This window comes from Candidatus Krumholzibacteriia bacterium, assembly GCA_035649275.1.
Taxonomy (GTDB): domain Bacteria; phylum Krumholzibacteriota; class Krumholzibacteriia.
Genome location: DASRJW010000124.1, coordinates 31,216 through 57,468 on the forward strand (window position 1 = coordinate 31,216; position 26,253 = coordinate 57,468).

22 protein-coding genes are annotated in these 26,253 nt (G+C 66.9%); 6 read left to right on the forward strand and 16 right to left on the reverse strand.

Going from position 1 to position 26,253, the window contains the following annotated elements:
• Window positions 1-73: 73 nt before the first annotated feature.
• The 6 genes from VFE28_13445 to VFE28_13470 all read right to left on the reverse strand — a co-directional run bounded on the left by VFE28_13445 (window position 74) and on the right by VFE28_13470 (window position 7,476).
• Window positions 74-1,276 (reverse strand): glycosyltransferase family 2 protein, encoded by a 1,203-nt coding sequence (locus VFE28_13445; protein ID HZM17000.1) that lies wholly within the window; start codon window positions 1,274-1,276, stop codon window positions 74-76.
• Between the two features lie 7 nt (window positions 1,277-1,283).
• Window positions 1,284-2,309 carry a glycosyltransferase gene (locus VFE28_13450; GenBank protein HZM17001.1) on the reverse strand — a complete coding sequence of 342 codons (1,026 nt, stop codon included), beginning with the start codon at window positions 2,307-2,309 and terminating at the stop codon, window positions 1,284-1,286.
• Window positions 2,296-3,012: a CpsD/CapB family tyrosine-protein kinase gene (locus tag VFE28_13455; GenBank protein ID HZM17002.1), complete on the reverse strand. Its 717-nt coding sequence runs from the start codon at window positions 3,010-3,012 to the stop codon at window positions 2,296-2,298. The genes VFE28_13450 and VFE28_13455 overlap by 14 nt, the downstream gene beginning before the upstream one ends.
• Before the next feature lie 26 nt (window positions 3,013-3,038).
• Complete coding sequence (locus VFE28_13460; protein ID HZM17003.1) at window positions 3,039-4,763, reverse strand: hypothetical protein; 1,725 nt, start codon at window positions 4,761-4,763, stop codon at window positions 3,039-3,041.
• A gap of 25 nt (window positions 4,764-4,788) precedes the next feature.
• Window positions 4,789-5,733, reverse strand: coding sequence for an SLBB domain-containing protein (locus VFE28_13465; GenBank protein ID HZM17004.1), 945 nt, complete (start codon window positions 5,731-5,733; stop codon window positions 4,789-4,791).
• Window positions 5,734-6,033: 300 nt separating this feature from the next.
• Window positions 6,034-7,476: a hypothetical protein gene (locus VFE28_13470; GenBank protein HZM17005.1), complete on the reverse strand. Its 1,443-nt coding sequence runs from the start codon at window positions 7,474-7,476 to the stop codon at window positions 6,034-6,036.
• Between the two features lie 365 nt (window positions 7,477-7,841).
• Here VFE28_13470 and VFE28_13475 point away from each other — a divergent pair, with 365 nt between their 5' ends.
• The 6 genes from VFE28_13475 to VFE28_13500 all read left to right on the forward strand — a co-directional run bounded on the left by VFE28_13475 (window position 7,842) and on the right by VFE28_13500 (window position 14,700).
• A complete protein-coding gene (locus tag VFE28_13475; protein ID HZM17006.1) occupies window positions 7,842-8,693 on the forward strand; it encodes a hypothetical protein in 852 nt (283 codons plus the stop codon).
• Complete coding sequence (locus VFE28_13480) at window positions 8,678-8,950, forward strand: acyl carrier protein (protein ID HZM17007.1); 273 nt, start codon at window positions 8,678-8,680, stop codon at window positions 8,948-8,950. The genes VFE28_13475 and VFE28_13480 overlap by 16 nt, the downstream gene beginning before the upstream one ends.
• A 22-nt stretch (window positions 8,951-8,972) precedes the next feature.
• Entirely contained in the window at window positions 8,973-10,013 is a 1,041-nt protein-coding gene (locus VFE28_13485) for a methyltransferase (protein ID HZM17008.1), read from the forward strand.
• Between the two features lie 36 nt (window positions 10,014-10,049).
• Window positions 10,050-11,798, forward strand: a complete 1,749-nt coding sequence (locus VFE28_13490; protein HZM17009.1) for an AMP-binding protein — start codon at window positions 10,050-10,052, stop codon at window positions 11,796-11,798.
• The gene (locus VFE28_13495; protein HZM17010.1) at window positions 11,746-13,122 is read left to right on the forward strand and encodes a cobalamin-dependent protein; all 1,377 of its coding nucleotides are present in this window, start codon (window positions 11,746-11,748) and stop codon (window positions 13,120-13,122) included. The genes VFE28_13490 and VFE28_13495 overlap by 53 nt, the downstream gene beginning before the upstream one ends.
• Before the next feature lie 84 nt (window positions 13,123-13,206).
• Window positions 13,207-14,700: a cobalamin-dependent protein gene (locus VFE28_13500; protein ID HZM17011.1), complete on the forward strand. Its 1,494-nt coding sequence runs from the start codon at window positions 13,207-13,209 to the stop codon at window positions 14,698-14,700.
• Here VFE28_13500 and VFE28_13505 read toward each other — a convergent pair whose 3' ends face one another.
• The 10 genes from VFE28_13505 to VFE28_13550 form a co-directional block, all read right to left on the reverse strand.
• Window positions 14,701-15,711, reverse strand: a complete 1,011-nt coding sequence (locus VFE28_13505) for a polysaccharide deacetylase family protein (GenBank protein ID HZM17012.1) — start codon at window positions 15,709-15,711, stop codon at window positions 14,701-14,703. It abuts the gene before it with no gap.
• A 251-nt stretch (window positions 15,712-15,962) separates the two neighbouring features.
• A complete protein-coding gene (locus VFE28_13510; GenBank protein HZM17013.1) occupies window positions 15,963-17,039 on the reverse strand; it encodes a GNAT family N-acetyltransferase in 1,077 nt (358 codons plus the stop codon).
• A gap of 44 nt (window positions 17,040-17,083) precedes the next feature.
• On the reverse strand, window positions 17,084-17,704 hold the full coding sequence (locus VFE28_13515) for a hypothetical protein (protein HZM17014.1): 621 nt from the start codon (window positions 17,702-17,704) through the stop codon (window positions 17,084-17,086).
• 83 nt (window positions 17,705-17,787) lie between these two features.
• On the reverse strand, window positions 17,788-18,387 hold the full coding sequence (locus VFE28_13520) for an acyltransferase (GenBank protein HZM17015.1): 600 nt from the start codon (window positions 18,385-18,387) through the stop codon (window positions 17,788-17,790).
• Between the two features lie 7 nt (window positions 18,388-18,394).
• Window positions 18,395-19,366: an NAD(+) synthase gene (gene nadE / locus VFE28_13525; protein ID HZM17016.1), complete on the reverse strand. Its 972-nt coding sequence runs from the start codon at window positions 19,364-19,366 to the stop codon at window positions 18,395-18,397.
• Window positions 19,367-19,434: 68 nt separating this feature from the next.
• Window positions 19,435-19,740 carry an acyl carrier protein gene (locus VFE28_13530; GenBank protein ID HZM17017.1) on the reverse strand — a complete coding sequence of 102 codons (306 nt, stop codon included), beginning with the start codon at window positions 19,738-19,740 and terminating at the stop codon, window positions 19,435-19,437.
• On the reverse strand, window positions 19,737-21,299 hold the full coding sequence (locus tag VFE28_13535) for an AMP-binding protein (protein ID HZM17018.1): 1,563 nt from the start codon (window positions 21,297-21,299) through the stop codon (window positions 19,737-19,739). Before VFE28_13535 ends, VFE28_13530 begins: the two co-directional genes overlap by 4 nt.
• A gap of 9 nt (window positions 21,300-21,308) precedes the next feature.
• Window positions 21,309-23,273, reverse strand: a complete 1,965-nt coding sequence (gene asnB / locus VFE28_13540; protein ID HZM17019.1) for an asparagine synthase (glutamine-hydrolyzing) — start codon at window positions 23,271-23,273, stop codon at window positions 21,309-21,311.
• A gap of 163 nt (window positions 23,274-23,436) precedes the next feature.
• A complete protein-coding gene (locus tag VFE28_13545; GenBank protein ID HZM17020.1) occupies window positions 23,437-24,324 on the reverse strand; it encodes a class I SAM-dependent methyltransferase in 888 nt (295 codons plus the stop codon).
• A 20-nt stretch (window positions 24,325-24,344) separates the two neighbouring features.
• Window positions 24,345-26,253: T9SS type A sorting domain-containing protein (locus VFE28_13550; GenBank protein ID HZM17021.1), on the reverse strand; the 1,909-nt coding region annotated here is incomplete at its 5' end.

Below are 26,253 nucleotides of genomic sequence, written 5' to 3' on the forward strand. Positions count from 1 at the left end.
GGGCGGCGCCAGCAGGCGTCGCCCGTTTTCGTATGCACGCTCCGGCTGGCGGTGAAGGCGCTGGCCCTTCGCGCTAGCGACGCGGTGTGCGGGCCCAGACGTCCCGCCCGGAGCCCGCGAGGCCGCGGAGCGAGATGAGCGCCAGGCGTCCGAGGGCGAAGGGGGAGCGGAGAAGCAGAGCGAAGCGCCGGCGATCCAGGCCGTAGTGAAGGATGCCGAAGGCCAGGTAGAGGAGCTGTAGCCCGAGCAGCGCGAGAGCCACCACGAGCAAAGCCCGCGACGTACCGTCCGGCCGCAACCAGACCGCGGCCATCGCCACGAGTAGCACGGCGAGCAGTTCGAGAAGGACGAACGGACGACTCTGCACTACGAGCGTCCAGGCCGCATCGAGCCTGGCCAGGCTGCGCCGCCGCCATCCAGCCCACCAGAGCGGCAAGGCCCGGCGCCGGGCGAGCTCCCAGTTGCCCCCGGCCCAGCGCGAGCGCTGTACACCGAGCTGCTGGCGGCTGGCGGGGAAGCGGGACCAGACGGCGACGGAAGCTTCGAAAACCACGGGGACGTCGTTTTCCACCAGGTCCAAGCTGTACTCGACGTCCTCCGCCACCGAATGCGCCCGCCAGGGCAAGCGCGCGAGCACTTCCTTCCGCAGGACCATGCCGGTGCCGCGGAGCAGCACCGCCAGTCCTAGCGGCGTCTTGGGGGCGTAGAAGAAGTTGTTTTCCAGGTGCCTGCCGAGCGCCACCACGTAGCTGATCGGGCTCTCTGTGGGGTTGGTGGCCACGTACGCCGCTTGCACGGCCTGTGCACCCTGCTGCAGCCTGGCATCGAAGACACGAAGTGCTCGCGGATCCAAGGAACAGTCGGCATCGAGCACCACCACGGCATCGAAGTCCTCGCTCTCGAGGTGGCGGAATGCCCAAGCGAGGGCGTAGCCCTTGCCACGTTGCGCCGGATCCTGGCGTTCCAAGCAGCGTGCCCCCAGGGCGCGAGCCACGCTGGCGGTCCCGTCGCTGCAGTTGTCGGCGACCACGAGGACGTCGTAGAGGGAGTGCGGGTACTCGAGGGCGGCGCAGGCGTGCAGTGTCTCCGGAAGGGCCTCTTCTTCGTCGTGCGCCGGGATGACGAGGACGAAGCGGCTCGCGGGGTTGGAAGGAAGAGCGAGCTGCCGCCTTCCGGCGAGGCAGAGCGCCACCAGGCAGAGACCGCTGTAGTACACCGTCGTGGCGGCAGCGAAACCGAGGCCGAGAAGCACCAGCGCTTGCAACAGCACGGCCATCCCCCGTTCAGCTGCGCTCGGCCCGGAAGCGGCGAAACTCCAGGAGGCCACGCCAGAAGCCGAGGAGGAGCCCGGCGTGGAGCACCGGGAAGACTCGGGCAAGGCGCAGAGCTTCCTGCCTCCATCCCACGAGCCGCAACGACTCGATGCCGCAGAGCGTGAGATAGCCGAGAGCGAGCGCGCCGACCACGATACTCCCGATCCCCGGGCCTGCCAGCACGAACGTCGCCACGCCAGCCGCGACGACGAGCGTGAGCGCGACGAGAGCCCAGGGGATCACGCCAGGATGCCGCGCCAGCAGATGGGCGCGCCCGCGGCCATAGCGCCGCATCTGCCGGTAGAGACCGGAGAGCGTCGTCCGCGGCCGGTACTGCAGGCGGAGATCGGGATGCCGGTAGGCGAGCAAGCCGGCGCGAGCCACCCGGTGGTTGAACTCCACGTCCTCGCAGGCATCGAAACGTTCGTCGTAGCCGCCGAGTTCGAGGATGACGGCGCGACGGTAGGCTGCTCCCGCCGAGCGTGGATCGGTGACGCCCGGGCTCTCCCGATAGATGTCCGAGCCCGGATTGTGCCCCAGCCAGGAATGGCGTGCCGCGGCGATGGCAGCACCCCAGGCGCCGCCGGCCAGGTCCAGGAGCGGTTGCGGCCGGCACAGGCACGCGGCTCCGGTGGCGCGGAAGATTTCCACCAAACGCTGGAGATGGTCCGGCCGGGGCAGACCGCAGTGGCCGTCGACGAAGAGCACGTACTCCCCGCGCGCCGCCCAGGCGCCGACGTTGCGCCCGGCGCTGCTGCGCACCGCTGGGTTGTCGAGGAGACGCACCCGCGGATCCCTGGCACCCACGGCGTTCACGATCTCCCGCGTGCGGTCCCGGGAGCCGCCGTCCACCACCAGCACCTCGAAGCCGCCAGGCGGTTCCTGCTGGCCCAGAAGCATTTCGAGGAGGCCGGAGATGTCCGCCTCCTCGTCCAGAACGGGAAGCACCACGGAGACCGTGGGGTTCGCCGGGATGTCCGGCTCAGGAGGATTCACGCGGCCTCGAGCGGCGCTCCCGCCCCGCGTAGGCGTAGTAGTTGAGATCCATGTACTCCGGGGCCGCTTGCTGGACGTTGCCGACCACGACGCCGAGGATCTCGGCGCCCAGGCCGAGACAGAGCTCCCGGGCCCGGCGGAGGTGGTGCTTGGTGCTGAGGCCGGCCATGACCACGAGGATCACGGCGTCGCAGTGCGGGATGATCGAGGCGCCGTCGGCCACGGGGATCAGCGCCGGCGCGTCCACCAAGACCATGTCGTAGCCGCTTCGCAACGTCCGGAAAACCTCGGTCAGCTTCGAAGTCTGCAGCAGCGCCTCCGGCTCCTGTTCATCACCAGCCGGAAGCAGGAGATCCAGGCCCGAATCGCCTTCCCGCAGCACGGTGTGCACCACCGCATCCCGCACCGAGCACTCGCCGCGCAGCACGTCCGCCAGACCCCTTTCGATCTCCGCGTGGAAATGGCGATTCAGCGTGGGGTCCCGGAAGTCCGTGTCCATGGCGACGATCTTGCGCCCCGGTTGCAGGGCGAGGGCCGAGGCGAGATAGGCCACGGTGGTGCTCTTGCCCTCGCCGCGCAGAGCGCTGGTGACGAGAACGACCTTCTTGCCGTCCTTCTGCACCTGACGCCACAGCCGCGACGCGAGCTTTTGAATCTCCGTGCTCATGGGCTGATCGCGGCGAATCTCGTCTTCGATGCTCATGTTCTCGTTCCGTTCCGTCGCCGGGCTCAGTGCCCTCGCTGGGCTTGCGACGTGCTGTCAGGCGGGACAGGCGGGACAGGCGGGACGGCCAGAGTGGCGTTGCCCACACCGATGTGGTCGAGGACGGTCAGGCGAGCGAAAAAGAACACCGCGGTCAGGACCAGGACGCCGGTGACCGCCGCCGGCACCCAGTGACGGCGTAGCCCTCGCTGGCGCGGCTTCAGCTTGGCGAGGAGCGGCGTGGTGCAGAGGATGGGTTCGGGAACCACACGCTGGATATCGTCGAGCGTGCGCAGCGTGCCGTCCGTGGTCTCGCTCAGGAAGGCGAAGCCGGCGCCCAGGACCGGGCCGAGCAACAGCGCCGCCAGCAGGATCTTCAATCGATCCGGCCGGCTCGGGGAGAGCGGAACCTTGGCCGGGTCGAGGATGTCAGGCTGTTGCAAGCCGAGATTCGAGAGCTCCATGTTCTCCCGCCAACGGCTCGACTGCACTTGCTCTTGGAGCAGGTTGACCTTCTCCTGGACCGTCGCCACCTCGCGCTCGAGTTGCTGTTCCCTGAGATCCTCCGCAGGCTGTCTCGAGGCGTGCTGCCGGAAGCTATCGATGTCCTTCCGCAGGTCGGAGGCCGCATCCCTCTGCATCTGCGCGTCGATGTCGTAGAAAGAGCTGTTGGCCAGCACCTTGACGAGCTCTTCCTCCGCCTTGGGGTTGCGATTGCCCGCCACGGCCATCAAGCGCTTGTTCAGTTGGGTCCGCAGATCCAGGTAGGTTTCCCCAGGCGTCCACTCGTCCGCCTCGCTCGGACCGCTGCCGCTCGTGCCGCCGCCGGCCAAGCGGTCCTCGACGGCGCCGGTCAGAGCAGTGCGCAAGGCCTCGACCAGGTGTTCCACCTCCTGGTCCGTACGCAGCGCAGCGCCGTCACCCGGTTTCAGCCCGACGTACCCGAGCTTGTTGCTCCATTCCGTGGACCGTTTTTCCGCGTCGACCTGTGCTTGGCGGAGCTGGCGATGCAACGATTCGGCGCTGCCGCGATTCTCCTCGCGCACTCTGCCCGAGGAGAATCCCTCGGCGATCATGGCGCTCCTGTAGCTTTTCAAGTCTTCTTGCGCTTGCCTCAGATCCTCCCGGGCCGCAGTCAGCTGGTCGCTGCTCCATTCGAGGGTGCTCTGGTATTTTCTCGTCGCGGCATCCTTCGTCTCTTCCAGGAAGCGCTCACTGACGTACTTCGCCTTCAGCTGCGCCAGATCCGGCTTGTAATCGGAGACCACGATTTCGTAGTTCGCTGGACCGATGGCGACGACGCGGATGCTCGCTTGCAAGCGCTTCACCACCAGGCGCATGGCGAAGTCTTCCCCTGCCTGGCCAGGATGCTTGGCGCGGTAGGCCGCCGCCGCTTGGCGGATGCCGGGATCTTCCGTCATGCGCAGCAGCACCGCCACCTTCTCCAAGAACGCAGCGCTGTGAATGCGGGCCATGATGCTGTTCATGCCCGCCCTCTCCACCTCGTAGCTCCGCCCAGAGCCCCCGTCTCCACCGGTGTACTGCTCCATCCCCCGGGTGAATGACTGGAACTGCAGGAACTCCAGGCTCACCCGCGACTCGTACTCGTTGGGCATGAAGCTGAGGGCGATGAGTGCGGCGCTGAAGACGGTGATGGAGCTCAGAATCAGGAGCCCTTTGCGGCGCCAGAGAATCGCCCCGTAGTGGCGGAGATCGAGGCTCCGATCCATGGCTCCAGTGGGAAAGTCCATCCCGTGTCTCCGTTCTGGCGACCCTTTACCGCGCGACCACGATGAGGGTCGTGATCGAGGTGATGAGGGGCAGGAGTATCACCAGGCCGCGGGCCACGGTTCCCGGACCGAACGACTTGGTCGGGATCGTCACCGTGTCGCCGGACTGGAGATCGAAATTGGCGCCGGTCTCGCCCTCATAGAGCAACGCCTGGAGATTGAGCTTGTAGGCCACCACGCTGTCGCCATTGTTGCGGGTGAGTGCGACCTTCTTCAAGTTCGCTTCCGGCAGGTGACCGCCGGCCACACCCAAGGCGTCCATGACCGTGCCCGCGCGACTCAAGGGATACACACCGGGATTGCGGACGGAGCCGAGGATCTGGAAGGAAGAGCCGGTGACCGTCGTGGCTTCGGCGGCGAGCGAGGGAACGGTGATGGTGTCGCGCGGCCGCACCTCGGGCATGTTCTTCGGGATTTTCCCCTGCGGCGCCGTGGACAGGTCCACGAGGACCAGCTTCGGCTCGCCCTCCGCGCGCAGGATCTGGACGCGGCTCAGATCGGCTATCGCCGTCAGACCCCCAGCATCCTTGGTCAGGAGCGTCCAGAGGTCGGGGATGGAGCAGAGAGGAAACGTTCCCGGGGTGCGGACCTCACCGCTCACCGTGACCTTGCGGCTGTTGCACTGGAGGACCTCGACGATGACGGGAGGTGCTCCCGGCTGCCGGATGCTATTGCGTTCGGTCAAGGCGATACCCAGCTGTCGAGGCGTGAGACCAGCCGCCTGCAACTCTTCCCCCGCGAACACGACCTTTCCGTCGGCGCGGACCAGGGCCGTGAGGTCGGTGCGGGTTCCTACCACGATGCGAATCACATCCTCCGTGCCGATCTTGTACTGGGCCGGGTCTTGAGCCCCGGCGACAACGGCCACTAGGAGGAGCATCCCGGCCAGCAGCGAGACGCGAGCGAGGGCGCACCACTTCGAGCCAGTCATCCGTACCATCCCATTCCGTTCGACGAGGCCAATCTCATTGTACCAGAACCCGTTGTGTCGGTGGCAGGCTCCAAGCGGCGCGGGCAACCGCTCCCAGGGCGGCTCTCCTGAGCGATTGCCAGAACGACCTGGTTGAGGCGCACTGGGGAGAAGGATCTGGGGTCCGGTCGACGGGGAACCTTGGTGGTCCATCAGAGAAACTGGGGCAGCACACACTCTCGGCGCAGCGGTCCGTCGAGGCTCCCCCACATGCAGCCCCGGAGGACTTCGTAGCGCCTCCCGGCTGTTTTCCGTCTGGAGTCAGGGGCCGGGAACGCTACCGAGGAGCATGGCTACGGCGCCGTTGCGCAGGCGCACCGAGGTGACCGCCACCCCGACCCGGCCCGCCGGATCGACGGGAGCCAGGGGAGTGGGGAGGTCGACCGTCACTGCCGATTCGGGCTCGATCCCCTGGTTCCAGTCGCCCCGATTGCGCAGCACCACGAGGCCGCGCTCGTAACGCCGTGCCTTCACCTCGTAAGGGTTGCCCAGGGGATCGCGACCCTGGGCCAGTGTGTAGGGTCCGCCGGCGGGGGCGCCGAGCTGCTTGGCGGCGGCGTCGATGCAGCCGCGCCAGGTGAGGGTGTCCCACCCCGCGACGTTCGGCGCATTCGTCCCCATCTCGTAGAACAAGGTGCTCTGGGTGCGCGTCACCAGGTAGTACACCAGGTTCCCGAGCAGGACATCGGCATAGCTGAACTCGCCGCTCCGGCCCTGGACGTTGCGCGCCGTCGAGGCGCTGTAGAAGGTGGCAATTCCCGCCGCTTCCGCCAGCGAGTTGCGCCGGTACGCTTCCTCCGCCATCCCCTTCCCGAAGCTGCGCACCGGGTTGTAGAGGAACTCCTGGAAGAGGATGTCGGCGACGTCGCGGCTCACGTACTCGTCGTCCCAGATGTTGGCCACGTTGATCATGAGGAACTTGCGCCGTTGGTCCGGGGCCCAGCGTGCGGCCGCCTCCAGCGTGTCTTTGAGGCTGGTGAGGAAGGGGCCGAAGTTGTCGTTCCAGTGCCAGCGCAGGTGCTCCCTGCTGCCGAGTTGCGGGTTCCCTGGTGCTTCCCGCACCCGTCCGCCGCTCAGGATGTTGCCGAAGTTGAAGAGCTGGGCGGTGGCGTTGTCGAGGAAGATGCCGTCGGGGTAGATGGTGGACCCGGCGAAGGGCGTCGCGAAGGCCAGATGCACCATCACCTCGCGGTGCAGCTGCGCCGCCCGGGGGGTAGAGAACTGCACCAGCCGCCGGCTCAGGTTGCGGTAGTAGACGGGCACGCGGGCCTCGGCGGGGCTTGTGGCGCTCCCCCCGCCCCAACCGCGCACGAGGATGGTGTCGCCCTCCAGGACCAGGCGGGTGTCGTCCCAATAATGGAGATACGCTTCTTCCAAGTCCCAGCCGCGGCTGGAGGCGAGCGACGCCAAGAGATCATGCTCCGGCGTCCCCTGCCGCGAGGTCACGTAGTTGTCCGTCGCCGAGTTGTAGACGAACCAGCGGAAGGCCGGATTCCGCGTCTTGATGTCGACGCGATCTGCATCCTCCCGATCGTCTTTGCCGGTGATGCCGACGCGATAACGCCGTGCGGCGACCTCTCGCACCATGTCGTCGCGGGCGCTGGCGTACCAGATGACCCCGTGCTTGAGGCTCCAGTCCTCCGGCTTGCCGCCGGCAGCCAAAGCCGCGAGGCCAAAGCACAGGAACCCACCGGCAAGGCACAAGGGCCGCCATCTCGAGAGAGCGCCAGAGGGGTTGGTGCGGCGGAGGCAAGAACGGACGGCTGGCATCGGATCCATTGCTTTCATTCCAGCACAGTCGCTGGTGTACTGCCAGAGGGGTGCCCGGGAGGATCGAACGAAGGCTTCGTCTGCGTCAAATGCCACCTCTGGGGAGCAAGCCCGCTGGGATCAGCCGTCCCGAAGATCGAAGCACCCTACAGAGTCGAAGCACCCCCCAGAGTCGAAGCACCCCACACCTGTCCAGGCGCTGCGGGTCCACGGGGGCGCTTTCCTGGACGGGAATCGGCGGCGCCTGGTAACCTCGGTCCTTGCTTCGGCTTCAATTCCGTTTTTCCTGGAGGCCCCGCTTGGGTCAGCCTGTTCCTACACCGACCCGGCCGGGCGGGTTCACCCGACTGCTGCGGTTGCTGCGCGAGCGCGACCTGGACGGCCTCCTCGTCCTGGTGCGCCGGTGCGTGCCGCGCCGGCTGCTCCGCATCGACCGCATCGTGATCACCCGGGGGGAGGCGGTGCCGGAAAGTACCCTGCCGCGGGACGTCGTCCTCGAACGCCTGGAAGCGGAAAAACCCCTGCCGGCTGCGGCATTCGCCTTGATCGCCGCTTCCGACCCCGACGCCGATCAGGGCTGGTTGGAACGCCGCTTCCGAGACGACCTCGCCCAGGGGCGCCAGGGTTTCGTGGCCCGCCGGGGCCAGGACATCGTCGCCTACGCCTGGGCCGCCCGGGAGCGCCTCTACGTTCCCGAAGTCAAGTGCGAGCTCCTCTTGCAGGCCGACGAAGCCTGCACCTATCGCTCGTATGTCGCGCCTCCGTACCGCTTCACCCGGGTGTACGGAGGGCTGGCACGCTTCACGCTATCGAATCTTCGTGGCCAGGGTGTGCGCTGGTTCGTTGGCTACGGCCAGTACGACAACCGCCACTCCATCCGCACCCATGCGCGGCTCGGGTACGAGAGTGTCGGGTGGATTCTGCGGGTGGAGTTCCTCTTCGGATCGCTGCACATGCGCCGATTGCGGTCGGAGGGGAACCGCCTGCGCTGGAAACTCGGACGGCGCCAACGCTGGCGCCCCGGTCAGCCGTGCCTAGGGGTCACGGTGTCCGTACCCCCCACCGCAACGCCATCCCGCTCCGTGCCCCACTCGGTCACCCCTAGCCTTCCACCCACGCCAAGGAGGTCCGAAGCGTGCAAAGCTCGGTAACCGACCAGGTTCTCCACATCCTCGGGCAGCGCATCGTGGCCCCCGAGAAGGGGATCCGACTCGACGCCAAGACCCCTTTGCTCTCCAGCGGTCTCGGTCTCGACTCGGTGGCGGTGCTCGACCTGATCATGGAATTGGAAAGAGAATTCGACGTCTCCTTCGACGATGCCGATCTGTCCGTCGAGCTCTTCCAGAACGCCGAGTCCTTGGCCAGCGCGGTGGAGGCGAAGCTGCGCGCGCCCCGAGCTGGGGCGTGATGCTTCCCCGGAGGAAGCGGGCATGAGCACACAAACGCGCCCGGCGGCGGCGGAGCTCGGACTCGCCGGCATCGTGCAACTGGCGACAGGTTACCAGCGGGCGCAGGTGCTCTTCGCCGCCAATGCTCTCGGACTCTTCTCCCTCCTGGCCAAGGGGTCGAAGACGGCGACCGAAGTGGCGGCGCAGCTCGGGAGCGACGCGCGCGGCGTCACCGCTCTGCTTCGAGCCTGCGTGGGGCTGGGATTGCTGCGCGATGTCGAGGGCTCCCGCTATCAGAACTCGCGCACCGCCGCGCTCTTCCTCGTGCCCGGCCGGGAGTCTTCCTACAACCCGGTGCTCTCCTTCTGGCAACGCTTCAGCTACGGCATTTGGGGACGGCTCGAGCAGGCGGTGCAGGAAAACGCGCCCCAAACCGCGACGGGGAGCAGACCGGACGATCTGTTCGACCATTTGACCGGGGACCAGGAGCAACTCGGGCTCTTCTTCGACGGTCTCGCAGGACTCGCCTATTGGCCAGCGACACGAATCGCCGAGAGCTACGATTTCGCTTCGCGCCGGCATTTGCTGGATCTCGGGGGTGGCTCGGGAGCGTTCGGCGCCCTCATCGCTGCACGTCATCCGCACTTGCAGGTGACCCTCTTCGACCTCGAACCGGTGTGTGCCCTGGCGCGGCAACGCTTCCGCCAGGCCGGGCTGGAGGAACGCGCCCGCGCCGTGGCGGGCGACTTCCATGCCGACCGCCTGCCGGAAGGTTGCGATTGCGTCCTCGTCGCCAACGTGCTGCACGATTGGTCACCGGAAGAGTGCCTGGGGATCCTCCGGCGCGTGCACCAAGCCCTGCCGCCGGGCGGCGAGGTGCTGGTGCACGAAACCATGCCCGACTCCCCCGCCGCTGCCGAGGCGGCGCTCTTCTCTTTGGCGTTGCTGCTCGACACCAAGCGCGGCCGCGCCTACCGCAGCGACGAGATCCGCTCCTGGCTCGAGGACTGCGGTTTCACCGGCGTCTCTCAACTTCCGATCGTCGGAGCCACCGGGCTCCTGGTGGCTCGCAAGAAAGGGTGAAGGCCCCGTGCCGCGCGGGCGCCGGGCTGGACGGGCATGAACGAGACCCTGCAGGCGAGCTTCGAGGCCCAGCTCGAGCGCGACCCGGCCCGACGCGCCGTGGGTTTCCTCGCCCCGACGGGCGTGGTGACCTGGCACACCTGGGAAGAGCTCCACGCGCGCGCCGCGGCGCAGGCGCTGGGTCTCCGTCAGCTCGGCGTGCAGCCCAAGGACGTGGTGATCCTGGCGTTGCCGAGCAACGAGGCATGCGCCATCCTGCTCCTTGCCGTCTTGCTCTGCGGCGCCGTGCCGCTCCTGGTGGCGCCGCCGGTTTTACAAGGGATGCACTCGAATCTCGCCGCCGTGCTCGCCCGGATGGTAGTCAAGCTCGCTCCCAAGCTGGTGCTCTGCCCGAGCCGCATGGTGGAGCAGCGCCAGGAGCTCGAGAGTCGCCGCCGGCAAACGCGCTTCCTCTTCGGCGCCGAAGCGGTCCCGGCGCTTTCCGGCAACCTGGCACCGCCTCGACTCGACGCCCACGCCGTGGTGGCGCTCCAGCTCACCTCGGGGACCACGGGGTTCCCGCGCGTCTGCCAGTGGCGGCAGCAACCGGTGCTGGCGGCGCTCGCGGGCATGCGCGCCGCCATGCGCTTGGCCGCCGACGACCTCTGCTTCAACTGGACGCCGCTCTATCACGACATGGGATTGGTGAACAATTTCTTCCTCTGCCTGGCGTCCGGCGTGCCGCTGGTCATGGCGGGGCCACAGGATTTCGTCAAGCGTCCGGCGCTCTGGCTGCGCGGCATGGCGGAGACAGGGGCGACTCTGAGCTGGTCGCCCAACTTCGGCTTCGCGCTCGCGGTGCGCAAGATCACGCCGGCCGACATGGACGGCGTGCGCCTCGAGCGAGTGCGCGCCCTGTGGAACGCCGCCGAGCGCATCCATCTGGAGACGATGCAGAGCTTCCACTCCCGTTTCGCCCCCTACGGGCTGCGCTGGGAGGCGATGCAGACCAACTTTGGCTGCGCCGAGTGCGTCGGTGGCGTGGCCTTCAGCTCTCTCGAAGCACCGCTGCGCTGGGAGCATCTCGATGGCGAGGCGTTGCAATCACGCCACCAGGCGGTGGCGCTCGAAGCCGCCGCACGGAACACGGTGACCGTGGTCGGCGTGGGCCGCGCCGCCCCCGGCGTCGACCTCCGCATCCTCTCCCGGCTAGGCAAACCGCTCGCGGACGGGCAGGTCGGAGAGATCGCCGTGCACACGCCGTCCCGCATGCAAGGGTACGTGGGAGATAGGAAGGAAACACGCCGCGCCCTCCACGGCAAGCTCTTGCGCACCGGAGATCTGGGTTACAAGCGCGGCGACGAGCTCTTCTGGGTGGGCCGTGTGCGCGAACGGATCACCGTCCAGGGCCGGAAGGTGGACCCGAGCTATTTCGAGACCGCCCTCGCCCAGGTGGCCGGCTTGCGTCCGGGCTGCTTCGTCGCCTTCGGCATCGACGATGCCCGGCGCGGCACGCAGCGCGTCGTGGTGGCGGCGGAGGTCGGACAGCCCTCGGTGCGCCCCTTCGCCGAGATCGCCGCGGAAATCCGCGACCGCATCTTCCATCACCTCGGCTTGGAGGTGAGCGAGACGTTGCTCGTGGCGCGGGGCACCCTCGCCAAGACCTCCAGCGGCAAGCGCCGTCACCAGCATTTCCGGCGTCTCTATCTCGAAGGCAAGTTGCGTAGCTTGGAGCCTCAGCAGGGGGTATACGATGCGAGTCCTGTTCATCCAGCCGCCGACGAACCCACACGTCTGGGGCGGTGACGCGATCTTCGTCACCGAGCCGCTGTGGGCGGAGTATCTGGCTTCGGGCCTCGAGGACGCCCACGATGTGGCGCTCTTCGACATGCGGGTGCAGAAGACGCCGTTGAGCGACACTCTGGCGTCGTTCCGCCCCAACGTCGTGGGTATGACCGCCTACACGGTGGACGTCAACACCGTGAAGCGCCTGGCCGAGGAGATCAAGGCGACCGACCCGGCGATCCGCGTCGTCGTCGGCGGTTTCTTCGCCAACGGCGCTCCCGCCGAGCTCCTGACCCCGCACATCGACGTGGTGGCGCCGGCGGAAGGCGTAAACACCTTGCGCGAGCTCGTGGACACCTGGGAAGCCAAGGGGATCAAGGCCGACCTCGCCGGCCTCCGCGGTCTGGCGCTGCACGACAACGGCGGCATGAAGATGACCCCGCAGCGCCCGTGGCCGCACCTGGACAGCTACCGCTGGCCGAACCGCGCCCTCTCCGCCCACGTGCGGGAGCAGTACTTCGACAAGTGGATGAAGCCCGTGGCCTCGATCATGAGCTCCTACAGCTGCCCGTTCCGCTGCGAGTTCTGCTGCCTCTGGCCGACGACGAACGGCAAGTACCTTTCGCGCAGCCCTGAGTCGTTCGTGGACGAGGTCGCCTCCATCGCCGAACCGAACGTCTGGTTCACCGACGACGAGGCGATGATCGACGTGCCGCGTATGCATCGGATCGCCGACCTGCTGGAGGAGCGGGACATCAAGAAGAGCTACTTCTACATGACCCGCACCGACAGCATCCGGCGCGACCCCAAGCTCATGGAAAAGTGGGCCCGAGTGGGCTTGAAGCGCGTCATGGTGGGCTTCGAGACCATCCGCGACAAGGATCTGGTGGACTACAACAAGGACGCCACGATGGAGGACACCCACGAATCCATCGCGATCCTGCAGCACAACGATCTCGAGATCAACTCGAACTTCGTCCTCGCCCAGGACTATGAGCCGCAGGACTTCGACAACCTGCAGCGCTTCGTGGATTCCCGCAACCTGGGGTTGCCGCTGTACTTCATCCTCACGCCGTTCCCGGGGACGGTGACGTACGAGAAGATGAAGGACCAGATCATCGAGCCGAACTACGACTACTACGATCTGCTGCACTCGGTGCTGCCGACGAAGATGAACTTGCGCGACTACTACGCCTCGTTCTCCAAGCTCTACGGTGCCATCGAGCCCCTGCGCCGCGGCATCCAGGGCTTCGGCGACAACCTGGACGCGATCGTGATCCGCAACCTGAAGAAGGTCCGAGAGAGCATGCGTTCCGGCAAGTCGATGCCGCCGGAGAAGGCCTAGGCAAGCCGAGCCGGGCGGCCCGCGCGGCCGCCCCGGCTCGGGAGAGATCGAGACCCTGACGGGCAGCCGTCGCAGGAGGGCGTCATGCGTGTCATCCTCTTCAACCCGCCGCGCTACCGCAACGGCGACCACCACAAGTTCAACAACGCGCTCTTGTGGCTCGCCTCGTACCTGCACCGGCGGCACGTGGACGTCCGCATCGTGCCGCTCAACCACGCCGGCTTCGAGGAAACCGTGGCCCAGGAGATCGCGAGCTTCCGGCCGCACTTTGCTGCCGTCTGCTGCAAGTGGTGGGACACACTGTATTCCTCTTCCTACATCGCCTCGCTGATCAAGAAGGCCGATCCCAAGGTGGTCACCATCGCCGGCGGCCAGACCGCCACCTTCTTCGCCCAGGACCTCGTGGCCCGCACCGATTTCGACGTGGTCATCCGCGGCGACGGCGAGGAGCCCCTGTACCGCCTGGTGAGCGGCACGGAGCCGCTGAACAGCGTCTTCAAGCAGAACCCGGCCCTTCCCGCCAAGGGCACCTGGTACGTGCAGGACGAGGCCACCTTCCAGGACACCTACCTGGAAGAGCGCCTCGAAGACATCGTCTCCGACGTGAGCGTGCTGAACAGCTACATCTGGACGGGCAAGGGTTGCGTGGAGAGTTGCGCCTATTGCTCGGCGAACGCGTGGAACAACAAACAGAGCTTCGGGCGGGCCCGCTACATCTATCGTCCCGTCGAGCACATCCTCAAGGAGATCGAGATCCTGGACAAGTATCCCGGCGGCGGCCGGATCACCTTCGATTTCGATCCGCTCCGGGGCAACGTGGACGAGGATTACCACTTGCACCTCTTCGAGGCCATGGAGAAGAAGAAGCACAACGTCTACTTCTGCAGCTGGTCCTTGCCGAGCAAGCGCCTGGTGGATGCGCTGGCCGAGACCTTCAACTTCGTCGAGCTCTGCATCGACGTGCAGACCGCCTCGGAGCGGCTGCGGGAGTTCCTGGGCAAGCGGCGCTACCTGAAGGCCTTCTTCTCCGATGCCGACCTGTACGACGTCCTGGAGCACGTGCACCGCCACGACAACTTCACCGTCGACCTGAGCACTCTCATGGGGTTGCCCTTCGAGGTGGACGCCGACGTCGATGCCATCCCGGTCTTCTCCGATGCGGTGTACGACAAGTTCGCCGACGTGCGCTATCCCTATGTCTCGCCCATGAACATCGAGCCGGGATCGCTGTTGCTGCGGGATCCGGAGAAGTACGAGATGGTGCTCATGCGCCGCACCTTCGACGATTTCTTCGCCTACACCCGGCGCAGCTTCGAAGAGAACATCAACTGCTACCAGCCGAAGGAATACGGCCCCGGGATCTACCATCCTCTCGGGGCGGTGCCGCGCCAGGACCATACGAGCGGCGACCTCTTCCGGGTCTACGAGACCTGGAAGACGGTGCAGGAGCACGTCGACCGCCGCTCCGCCGAGAAGCTCCTGGCCCGGGCGCGCAAGTACAGGAAGTACGGACTGCTGAAGGCCGGCATCCAGGGTGGCATCGACCGTCCGACCCTGGCGCGCTCCGAGGTGGAGTGATCACTTACCGAAGCTGTACAGACCGGAGAGCAGGGCTTTGAAGCTGGAGAAGCCCAGGTCGCAGCCGATGCCGAGGCGGAAGAGGAAGTAGGGATCCTGATCCGCCTCGTTGAGCCGGCAGACGGTGGTGGCGGCGCTCTTGAATTCGCGGCGCACCAGCGCCAGCGCTTCGTCGCTGATGTCCTCGCGCCGGCCGCTGGGGAAGGCGAAGTCCTCGACGTACCTTCCGAGGTGGGAGTGGATGTCGTCCCGGGAGCCGAGGACCTCCTCCTCGAGCCGCGGCATGTCGATCCGGCTCAGGATCGGATGCGAGCGGGTGTGGGCCCCGAAATCGATGCATCCCTGCTGCGACATCGCCTGCACCTCGTCCCAGGTGAGGCCGTGGTAACGGGCGAAGCGGCAATGCTCGACGCGTTCGCCGTAGCGGTCCTCCAGCGCCTTGAGAACGCCATCCTTGTCCAGCGAACGCAGCGCCTTGAGGTGGAGCGAGATGAGGCGGCGCGCCCGATACAGCCGTTCCGGTGTCGAGATATCCAGAATCGGTAGGCCCCACGGGCGCAGATCGAGCTGCGGTTCGCCGCACGACTCCAAGAGCACCGCGATGTAGTCGGTCCAGATGTAGCGGTGGTCGTGGGGAGTCGAGCGGACGAATTCCGTGGTCAGGTACGTGGTGGCGGGGATGCCGAGGCGCTGCAGCACGGGGTGGATCAGCTCGTAGGTGGAGCGATAGCCCTCGTCGAAGGTGACTGCGGCGGTGTAAGGCGCCACCGTGCCCGAGGCCAGCATCCCCAGGAGCTGGCGCAGCGGCACCACGTTGTAGTGTTCCTTCAGATAGCCCATCTGCTGCTCGAAAGCAGCCAGGGGCACTTGCGCCCAGTCGGGGGACTGCTCCTCGCGCGTCACCCCGTGGTACATGAGGATGGCGGCCCGCTGCCGGTTCACCTGGCGGGCGAGGCGGTACAGCCCCAAGCCTTCCGCCGCGGATTTCGCTGTGCGCTTGAAGTGATTCACGGCGCTCTCGCCCTCCACACCCCCCACGGTGCGGCCGTGGTGCTGCGGTGTCGCAGTGCCGCTACGAACCACGGGTCGGAGCTGTGCTCACGCTGCGGCTCGGCTCGCGAGATCTTTGTCCTGAATGGCAGGGCCATGATAGCACAGCCCCTAAGGGGGCGTTGCCTGGTGCAGCCCGGCACCCCGCGCGGCCGGCCCCTCCGTCGTGGCCCGACGCCCAGCGCAGCCGCCCCTTCGTCGCGACCCGGTGGCTAACGCGACCGGCGCAGCAAACGCCGCGCCGCTCGCAGGCTCCGCCCGGCGAGCGCATCCTGCCAGGAGGCCGAGCGACTCCGGTACCATACGTAGCTGGCGTTGTGATCGACGTGGTTGGCGAAGCGTTCCTTGAACGCCTCGTCGCCTCGGGTGAAGTCGAACTCCTCGAGCCCCCGCGCCTCGCACCACTTGAACAGCTCCACGAGCAGCGTCGAGCCGGGAGAGAGCCTCCGGCTTTCCACGTCGTAAGTCGGCTTGTAGAAGAAGAGAATGCCGCCGTAGACGAAGCCGAAATGATAGGCGACGGGGCGGCCGTCCAGCGTGACCACCGTGAACAGCAGCCGCTCCACCGGCATGTGCTCGACGAGACAGCGGTAGAAACGGCGATTCTCCTCGTCGAGGAACAAGCTGGGATATGGCGTGCTGGACCAGCGGCGGACGTGGGTGGCGAAAAAACCCTCCAGGTGCGGCTGGATCGCCGCGGCGCCGGAGAGGTGCACGGTCTCCACCCGCCCGGCGCGAGCGAGGATCTTGCTGTTGTTGCGCAGCATCTTGTGCTGCGTCGCCAGGAGGAAGGTCTTCTCGCCGGTCAGGCGGACGAGGCCGGGGCAGGCGGTGTCGTCGCCGCGGCGGAAGAGCAGGGAACCCGGGGTGCCCGCTGCCTCCAGTCTTTGGCGCACCACCGACCATGCCGGAAGATCGAGGAGGTGGAAGCGATGCCAGCGCTCCTCGAGGCTTCCGGCGGCGGCGAGGAGCGTGGCAGCGGCGTCCTCACGACCCGCGGCGACGACGAAATCGAGGTAATCGGAGTTCCCGTGGCCTAGAAAGCAGAGATCCCTCCGGAGCGCCGACGCCTGGTGGAAAAGGGGCGCCAGAGCGACCAACTCGCCGTTCTCCCAGGCCGAGAGCAACACCAGACGCCGGCGGCGATTCTGCTTCGCCGCCCACCAGCAGGCGTTCCAAGCATAGGTCTGGAACACCGAGGCTCGCGCAGCTCGGGCCAGCAGCTCTTCCCAGGCGGCCTCGCCGATCTCTTCCAGGGTCTGGTGACGGCGCAAAGTGGTCGCGGGCATGCGGCGCTCCGGTGGGGGTCCCTCCGGATCGTAGCCGATTCCGCTCACGGCGCCGGGAGCAACGGCGACAGCGTCTGCCCCAGAAGTCGATCCAGCACGGCGTATGCCGCCGCGTTCACGTGGATGCCGTCGCCCGCATCCCACTCGGGCCGCAGATGTGCGTCGCTGCTGCTCGTGCGCAGCGCGACCTCCAGATCGAGGAGGAGCAACTTCTCTTCCTGTGCCAGCTGGCGGAGCCAGTCATTGAAGGCGAGCACCTGATCGAATTGTTTCTCCCGTCCGAGCAGCTTGACCTTGACGAACTCGGCGAACTCCTGCCTCCAGCCGCGGTGGCGTGCCGGAGGGATCACCGTGGCGACGATGGGGGTGACGCCGGCGGCACGGATTTCCTGCACCCAGCGGCGGAAGAGCCGCTCGTATTCCGGCAGCGGTCCGGGGAAGTAGACGGAACACTCTTGCAACACGATGGCCGCCGGGAGTCCGGCCGGAGCGGCGAGGGCGGCGGCGACCTGAGCGCTCTTGTCGAAGGCGTACTCCGGCAGGAATTGCACCTGGAAGCGCTCGTCTCCCAGGCGCCGGGGCAGGTCCTCGAGCTGCCAGCGCTGGCCGGTGGAGGCCTCGATGTAGACGATGTGCACCTTGCCGGACCCCGTGCTGCCAGCCATCGGACGCGCCTCCACCGCCGCCGCTAGAAACACCAGAAGGAGAGCGAGGTGAAAAGGCCGCAGAGGACGGGCGCAACGCACCGTCATGCCGGCGCCGCGACGTCGGTGACGGCAGGATAGAGGAAGCGCGCCGGATTGCCGATGGCGACGGTGCGATCCGGCGCCGGCTTCGTCACCACGCTGCCGGCGGAGACGATGCAATGGCGGCCGAGAGAGGCCATCACCACCGCGCCTTCACCGATCCAGCTCTCGGCACCGAGGCGCAGCGCGGCGTACTCCGGTTCCTGCCGCAGCTCCCCGTCCTCGAGGGAGCTACCGTGCTGATGCTTGCCGCTCAGCACCGAGACCCGGCTGGCGATGAGGACGCCATCCTCGATGGTGGCGTTGCCGATGATGGTGTAGCTGCCGACGACCACGCGCCGACCCAGGCGTGCAGTGGGGCGGGAGACGAAGGAGCCGAAAGCCATGGCCAGGTCGTAGTGCGCGCAGTCCAGCGTCTGCACGTAGAACGAAGTGCGCGCGTACTGGCCGGGAATGCCCGGGACGAGACTCAGCAACTTGGCGCAGAAGTCGAAGATCGCTTCCGAGCCCCACCAGCGGTAGGCGACGCGCGACGGCACCCCGAGGGGCCAGGTGAAGGCGAGCATGCCCCACACGATCCAGCGTTTCGCCCCGTAGCGCACCGTTTCGTCAACCTCCGAGGTCCGGCGCCGCCAGGCGCGGCGACGCGTGCAGGTACGCCGTGGTGCCGCGCTTGCGCTCGATGTCGCGGTACACGAGCTCGGCTTGTTGCGGCTCCATCCCCAGGGCCCGGCCCAGCTCCGCGGCCGGCAAGCCGTGGTCGTGCCCCCACAGCGCCAGATCCATGTCGGCATAGGGAAGCCCGAAGTAGAACTCGTCCTGCCCCTGCGTCATGCTGTAGGTGTCGGTGGTGGGCTGGGCGGCGCAGATCTCCTCCGGTAGCCCCAGGAAACGAGCCAGAGCGTACACCTGCGTCTTGTAGAGATGGGCGATAGGCTTGAGGTCGGCGGCACCGTCGCCGTTCTTGACGAAGAAGCCCTGGTCGTATTCCAGCCGATTGGGCGTGCCCAGGACCGCGTAATGCAGCCGGTCGGCGTGAAAGTACTCGATGGCCTTGCGCAGGCGCTGCTTGTAGCTGGTGGCGGCGACGATCTGCAGGTACTCCCGCGGCCCGAGGCGCTGCTCTCGCACCGCTCCGGCGGGCGTTTCCACCACCAAGACGAAGTGGTTGATCCGGCCTTCGAGACCGCCGCGGATGGCGATCTTGCTCTTCCAGTCGGCGGCGTAGTCCGGGAGGACGGCGCGGATGGCTTCGTCCCTCCGGGAGTAGCAACCGATCGCTTCCAGCGCCGGGGTGATGTCCTGCAAGATCCACTCGATCCCGAGTTGCTCCGCCACGAGCCGGCCGAGACGGGTGCTGTGCGGAGAGGAGTCGCGCTCCGGGAGCAGGAGCGCCAGGACCTTTCCCACCCCCAGGGCGCGAGCGGCGAGAGCCGCGCACACCGAGCTGTCGACGCCGCCGGAGAGCGCCACGACGATGCCGTGGCGATGCAGGTCGCGACGGAGCGCCTGTCGCAACCAGTCCCCGATGCGCTCGCACTCCTTCGCACCGTCGAGATCGAAGACGTTCTGGGTGAGCACGGCGGATCCTCCGCGACGCCACGAGCCTGCACGGGGCGGCACGATGGCCTGCCGCCAGACGGCGTCCATCAGGGTGCGGCGCGCTTGCCCTGCACGAAAGCCTCGACACGGCGCAAGGAATCGAGGTTCTCCGGTACCATCTCCGCGTCCTCGACATGGAAACCGAAGGTCTCTTCCAGGAACGAGATCAATTCGAGGAAGCCGGTGGAATCCAGGATCTGGCTGTCGATGAACGAGGTGTCGTCCTGGATGTCTTCCGCCGCTCCACCCATCAGGAAGTTGTCGAGCAGATAGGTGCGCACCCGGTGTTTGATACTGCCGCCGTCGTCCGCAGCACCAGGACGCGGCGTGCCCTTGGAGGCTGGAGCGTTCATCGCAGCCCCTTCTTGTCGATCTTGCCCGTGTTCGTGCGCGGCAGATCGCGCACGAACTCCACGTACTTCGGGGCCATGAAGCTCTCCATCTTGGCGAGGCAGTGCTTCACGATCTCCCGCGCGGTGTACGCGTACCCCGGTTTCAGCACCAGGATCGCCTTCACCGCTTCCCCGAGCAGAGCGTCGGGGACCCCCACCGCCGCGGCCTCCTGCACTCCGTCGAGGCTGCAGAGCACGTTCTCCACTTCCCGCGGGCTCACCTTCTCACCCTGGCTCTTGATGATATCGTCCTTCCGGGCGACGAAGTAGAGATATCCCTCCTCGTCCATACGGAAGATGTCTCCAGTGTGCAACACCATCTCCCCTGGAAGAGGACCAGGCTTGAGCCGTTCCGCAGTTTCTTCGGGCTTGCGCCAGTAGCCGCGCATCACATGGCTGCCGCGGATGACCAGCTCTCCGGTGCTTCCCGGAGGCAAGCACCGCCCCGCTGCGTCCGCCAGCCAGACTTCCTGGTTGGGCATGCCGCGGCCGACGCTTTGGGGCCGGCGTTCGAGCTCTTCCGGCGGGAGGTAGCTGACGCGCATGCACTCGGTGAGTCCATACATGGAAAAGAGCCGCGCCTGCGGGAAGAGCCGGCGCAGCTCCTGAATCTGCCGCTCCGGGAGAGCCGCGGCGGCGTTCGTGATCAGCCGCAGGCTGGCGAGGTCGTACTGCGGCAAGGTTTCCAGGCCGAGCAGGGCGGCGAACATGCTGGGCACACCGGGGAAGACGGTGACGTGCAGGCGCTGCATTCTCTCCAGCACCTGCACGGGGAACGCGAAGGAGCGCTCGAGGACCACACAGGCACCGCACGCGAACCCCATCAAGATCTGGTACAGGCCGTAGCCGAAGGCGAGGGGCAGAGCACAGAGGATCATGTCCTCATCCTGCAGCTCGAGATAACTGCGGACGGATTGCATCGCCGTGACCATGTTGAGATGCGTCAGCATGACACCCTTCGGCTCGCCGGTGGAACCGGAGGTGTAGAGGATGCTGGCCAGATCCTGATCGATCGTCGGCACCGGCAGCGCGGTGCCACCTTCGGCGAGCGCTGTCTCGAAGCGCACGAACTCGGTGCCGGGGACGGCCGCTTCAGGGGCCGGTCCACCGGCGCCGACCGCAGGGGCCGCTCCACCGCTCACGATGCAGGTCCGGAGCGGCCCGTTTGCCGGCAGCGCTTCCTGCACCACCCGCAACAGCGAGGCACTCGCCAGCATGCACACCGGCCTGGCGTCGTCGACGAGGTACGCCAGCTTGTCCTTCTTCGTCAGCGGGTTGATGGGCATGAACACGGCCCCGCAGCGGAGCGCCGCATAGATGCCGACCACGGTTTCCACGCCGTTCTCGGCGTAGATCGCCACGCGCTCGCCGTGTTGCACGCCGCGGCGCTGCATCGCCGCGGCCAGGCGCTCGACCAGAGCCCCGATTTCTGCATAGCGCCAGCGACGCTCGCCGCAGATCAAGGCCACGGCCTCGGGCCGCTTGCGGATCGTCTGCTCCAGGAACTCGTGGAGGAGCACAGCACTCCTTCAGGCCGCGGCGGCCGGCGAATCCGTGAGGGAAGAGAGCGCCTTCCGCCGGACGAACATCTCCTCCACCAGCAGGGTGGAAAGGATGCCGATGAACGCCATGTTGTCGCCGAAACCGAGAGCGCGCCCGGTGCGGCACTTCTCGAACAGCTTGCGCACTGCTTTGGGGTCGAAGAGCCCGGACTCGCGCAGCCGGGCTTCCCGGAAGAGCTCCTCCACGTAAGGCAGGGGGCGCTGCCTTGGGAAGAAGCAGGGGCTGTCCGGTGCCCGGTAGGGTTGCTTGGGGCGCTGTAAGATCTCCGGCGGCAGCAGGCCTTGCATGGCCTTCTTGAGCACGGCCTTCTCTTGCAGTCCCTGTATTTTGTAATGCGGCGGTAGGCTGTTGGCGTACTCGATCAGGCGGTGGTCGAGGAAGGGGAAGCGTGTCTCCACCCCATGCGCCATGGCGACACGGTCACCCTGCGAGCTCAGCAGGTACGACGACAGGAGCGTGTGCGCTTCGACATATTGATCCCGCCCCATGGGCACCCAGTCCTCGATGCCGGGAGGCAAGGAACTCTGCAGTGCGGCAGCCGGATCCCAATCCTTCCATCCTGCCACCACCTCGGGGGCGAAGAACTGCCACAGCCGTTGCGTCGTCGTCCATCGCGGCATGTGGGCGAAGGTGGGCCGATCGCTCTGCGCCAGACCGCGACCGAAGAAAAGTTGCGCCAGCGGACCCGCCGCCGCCGGCGAGTGCGCGAGGTAGGGATAGAGCTTTCCAACCAGCCGGGCCCGCCGCGCCGAGCCGGGCTGGCGGGCCCAGTAACGCCGGATCTTCGCTTCCTTGAACAGATCGTAGCCGCCACACACTTCGTCCGCGCCTTCGCCGGTGAGCACCACCTTGAAACCGTGCTCGCGAACCGCAGCCGCCAGGAGGAGGAGAGGCGTCGGGGCGGTGCGCAGGATCGGTGCCTCCGTGTGCCACAGGGTGGAAGGGAAGGCGGCGCCGATGGCGTCGCGGCTGCAGGGGACCTCGGTGTGCTCCGTACCCAGGGCCTGCACGAGCAGGCGCTGGTAGCGACTCTCGTCGAACTCCTCATCCTCGAAGGAGAGCGAGAAAGTGCGCAGCTGCGCGGCCGTGTGCTTGCGGATGATGGCGACAACGCTGGCCGAGTCCAAGCCGCCGCTCAGGTACGCGCCCACGGGAACGTCCGCACGCAGCTGCAACCGCACCGCATCGACGAGCAGCTCGCGCAGCTCTGCTGCCGCGGCCTCGCTCGTCGGTGGGTTCTCCGGCACCTGGGAGGGAAAAGACCAGTCCCAGTAGCGCTGCTGGCGTAGCGTGCCGCGCTCCACCGCGAGCCAATGCCCCGGCGGCAGCGCCTGCACGCCTGCGAAGGGAGTGGCTGGCGGTTGGACGGACCAGAAGGTGAAGATCTCCCCCAGCGCCCGCGGCTCGAGGTGCCGCGGCACCATGGGCAACGCGAACAGGGCTTTGATTTCCGAGGCGAAGAACAGGCGCCCGCCGACCGTCGTGTAGTAGAGCGGTCGAATGCCAGTCCGATCCCGCGCCAGGAGGAGCCGGTGGGCCCGAGAGTCCCAGAGGGCGATGGCGAACTGCCCATTCAAACGCTCGACGAAGTCCAACCCGTGTTGTTCATAGGCATGGACGATGACCTCGGTGTCCGAGTGGGTGGTGAAGCGGTGCCCCGCCGCCTGCAGCTCGCGCCGCAACTCCAGGTAATTGAAGATCTCGCCATTGGCCACGACCTGGATGCTCCCGTCCTCGTTGTGGAGGGGCTGCTTGCCGCCTTCCAGGTCGATGATGGAGAGCCGGGCGTGGGCGAGGGCAATGGCGTCGTCGGCGTGGAAACCGGTGTCGTCGGGGCCACGATGCCGCAGGCAGTGGATCATGGCCGCAGCTTCGGAAAGCAGCGGCGGCGCCCCCGCGGCGGGATTGTGGATTCCTGCGATACCGCACATGACTCGACGAGTCTCCAGGCGCGAGAGGTACGACGAGTTGTGGAGGCTTGAATCATACCAGGCCGAGCGCCGGCGCGTCGCGCCACGGGCTATTGCAGCCGCCCTCGCGCGCGCCGGGCGCTGCCAAGTTCCTCGCCTGCGTGGAAACCACGTGGAAAGACCCCTACCGCGTGGACTCTGCCCCGACTTCCGTCCAGGTGGGTAATCTACGCGAAGGATCGTCCTCTGGAGACACGTCGGCGGCCGAACCCACGGGCTTCCAAGCGACGAGGAGGTAGCTGTTCTGAAAGGTTGGGCTGCCTTTCTCGCGGTCGTAGCGGCCTACGATGCGCTCGTCGAATGCATGGTGGTGCTCGATGAGCGCGAGATGTTTTCGCGCCGTTTTCTCGACGAGCCGCGGTGAGTACCGGATGTACTTCAACCGGGGGTACAACGTATCCATCCACCGGAGTGCGTGTGGGTAATGGACGAAGAGGAACCCGCCGGGCTCGAGCAGATTGCTCATTCGGGCAAAGAAGCGGCTCAGGTCCGAGCGGTTGATGAACTCCAACACGCTCACGAGGTAAATGAGTTTGAAGCGTCTCTGTATGTCCGTCTTCATGATATCCCCCACGATGAAGCTCGCGTGAGGGATGCCCGCCTTGCAGACCTTGATCATCTCAGGGCTGATGTCCAACCCGGTCAGAGCGTACTGAGCGTCGAAATCCTTGAGATACAGACCGGTGCCGCAGCCGATCTCCAACACGCCGTCCCCTGGAGAGAGACAGAGTCGAGCGATCCGCTGCAGATCTTCGAGTGCCTTGCGCAGACCCGCGTCGTCCGCCGGCGTGTGGGCGAAACCCACGTTTTCACGCAGCGTCTTGCCGGGATCGTAGCGGAACTGGATCCAGCGGTTGCCGATCCTCTTGGCCTGGCGCTCGAGCCGGGTGAGGATCAGCAGGTTGTTGAGGGCACTGCTGCCGAGGAGACGCGTCTCTCTGAGGTTGCCCAGGAGCCGCTGTTTCAGCTCGCTTACGCCCTGGTTGCGTCGGCCCTCGGTCGAAGGCGTCATGAATCCGGAGGGTGGAGATGTCATTCCGCCCGCAAGATCTTGCGCGTGAGGACCCGCACCGGGGTCTCGAGCCGGTAGAAGTAGACGCCCGGCGACACTTGCCGGCCGCTCTGGTCCTCGCCGCGCCAGGTCACCGCGTGGCTCCGGCCATCACCCGTGCCCGCATACAGCCGCTGCACCTCGCGACCCCGCACGTCGTACACCCTGAGTTCCGCCCGGCCCCCCGACTCCAGGCCGAAACGGATCGTCGTCTCCTCCCGGAACGGGCTCGGCTCGCCCCCCGAGAGCCACACTCCCGCGACCGGCAAGCCTCGCAGCTCCACCGGCCCGTACCACTGCACCGCACCCGACTCCGCCGTCTCCGCCAACCAGTAGTACGCCCCGGACTCCGGCGCCGTCGCGTCCACGTACGTGTACTCCCGCAAGCCGTGCAGCAATTCTCCCGTCAGACGCTGCCGCGGTCCCCCGGCATCACCTCGGTAGACGTGGAACCCCTGGTGATCCGCGCTCGCTTCCCGCACCACCCAGTGCAGCGCGGCGCCCCCCGTTCCCAACCGCTCCACCTCGAAGCTCTCCAGCTCCACCGCCACCGCGTGATCCAGGAACAGCATCCCCTGGCCGTTCCGCAGCGTCACCGAGCTCACGAACGAGCCGGTGTTCCCCGCCGGACTCACCGGCGACAGCGACCGCGGCAAGTTCACCGACACCGCGGTCCCGGTCTCGATGCCCTCGTCCCAGTCGCCGCGGTTGCGCAGCACCGCCAAGCCGCGTTCGTAATCCCGCGCCTTCACCACATAGGCATTCCCCAACGGGTCCGTCCCGCTCGCCAGGGTGTACGGCGCCCCCACGGCCGCTCCCAGCTCCCGGTTCGCCACGTCGAGGCAGCCGCGCCAGGTGAGCGAGTCCCATCCCGCGGCGCTCGGTACGCTCGTCCCCATCTCGTAGAAGAGCGTCCCCGGCGTCCGCGTCACCAGATACCAGGCCAGGTTCCCGAGCATCGTCTCCGCGTAGCTGTACTGCCCCACGTGACCCGAGACGCTATTGGTCATCGTCGCCGAATAGAAACAGGAGATGCCCGCGGACGACGCCAGCGCATCCCGGCGGTACGCCTCGTCCACCATTCCGGTCCCGAAGCTCCGCACCGGGTTGTACTGGAACTCCATGAACAACACGTCCGCCGCATCCCGGGTCACGTAACCGTCGCTCCAGATGTTGGCCACGTTCAGCATCAGATACTTGCGCTGATGGTCCGGCGTCCAGTTCGCCCCCACCTGCATCGTGTCTTTCAAAGTGGTGAGGAAGGGGCCGTAGTTCACGTTCCAGTGCCAGTCGAGGAAGGCCTGGCTCCCCATCACCGGGTGACCGGTGGCTTCGCGGACGTGGCCACCGCTCAGGATGATGCCGTAGGCGAAGAACTGCGCCGTCGAGTTGTCCAGGAAGATGCCGTCGGGGTAGACGCTGGAGCCGCTGAAGGGCGTTGCGAACGCCAGCCGCACCATGACTTCCCGGTTGAGCTGCGCCGCCCGGGGAGTGGAGAAATTCACCGCCCGCCGGCTCAGGTTCCTGTAGTACACCGGGATGCGCGCCTCCGCCGGTGTCGACGCACTGCCGCCACCCCAGCCGCGGATGAGGATCGTGGCACCTTCGAGGGTGACCTGCGTGTCATCCCAGTAGTGCATGTATGCTTCTTCCACGTCCCAACCCCGACTCGCGGCCAGCGACACCAGCAGATCGTGCTCCGGTGTTCCCGACGAAGAGGTCACGTAGTTGTCGGTGCCCGAGTTGTAGACGAACCAGCGGAAGCTCGGGTTCAATGCCTTCATCGACGCCCGCTGGGCGTCGCCGCCATCGCCCTTTCCGGTCACCCCGACCTCGTAGCGCTGCGCCGCAGTCTGCAGGACGGTTTGATTCGGAGCGTTGGCGTACCAC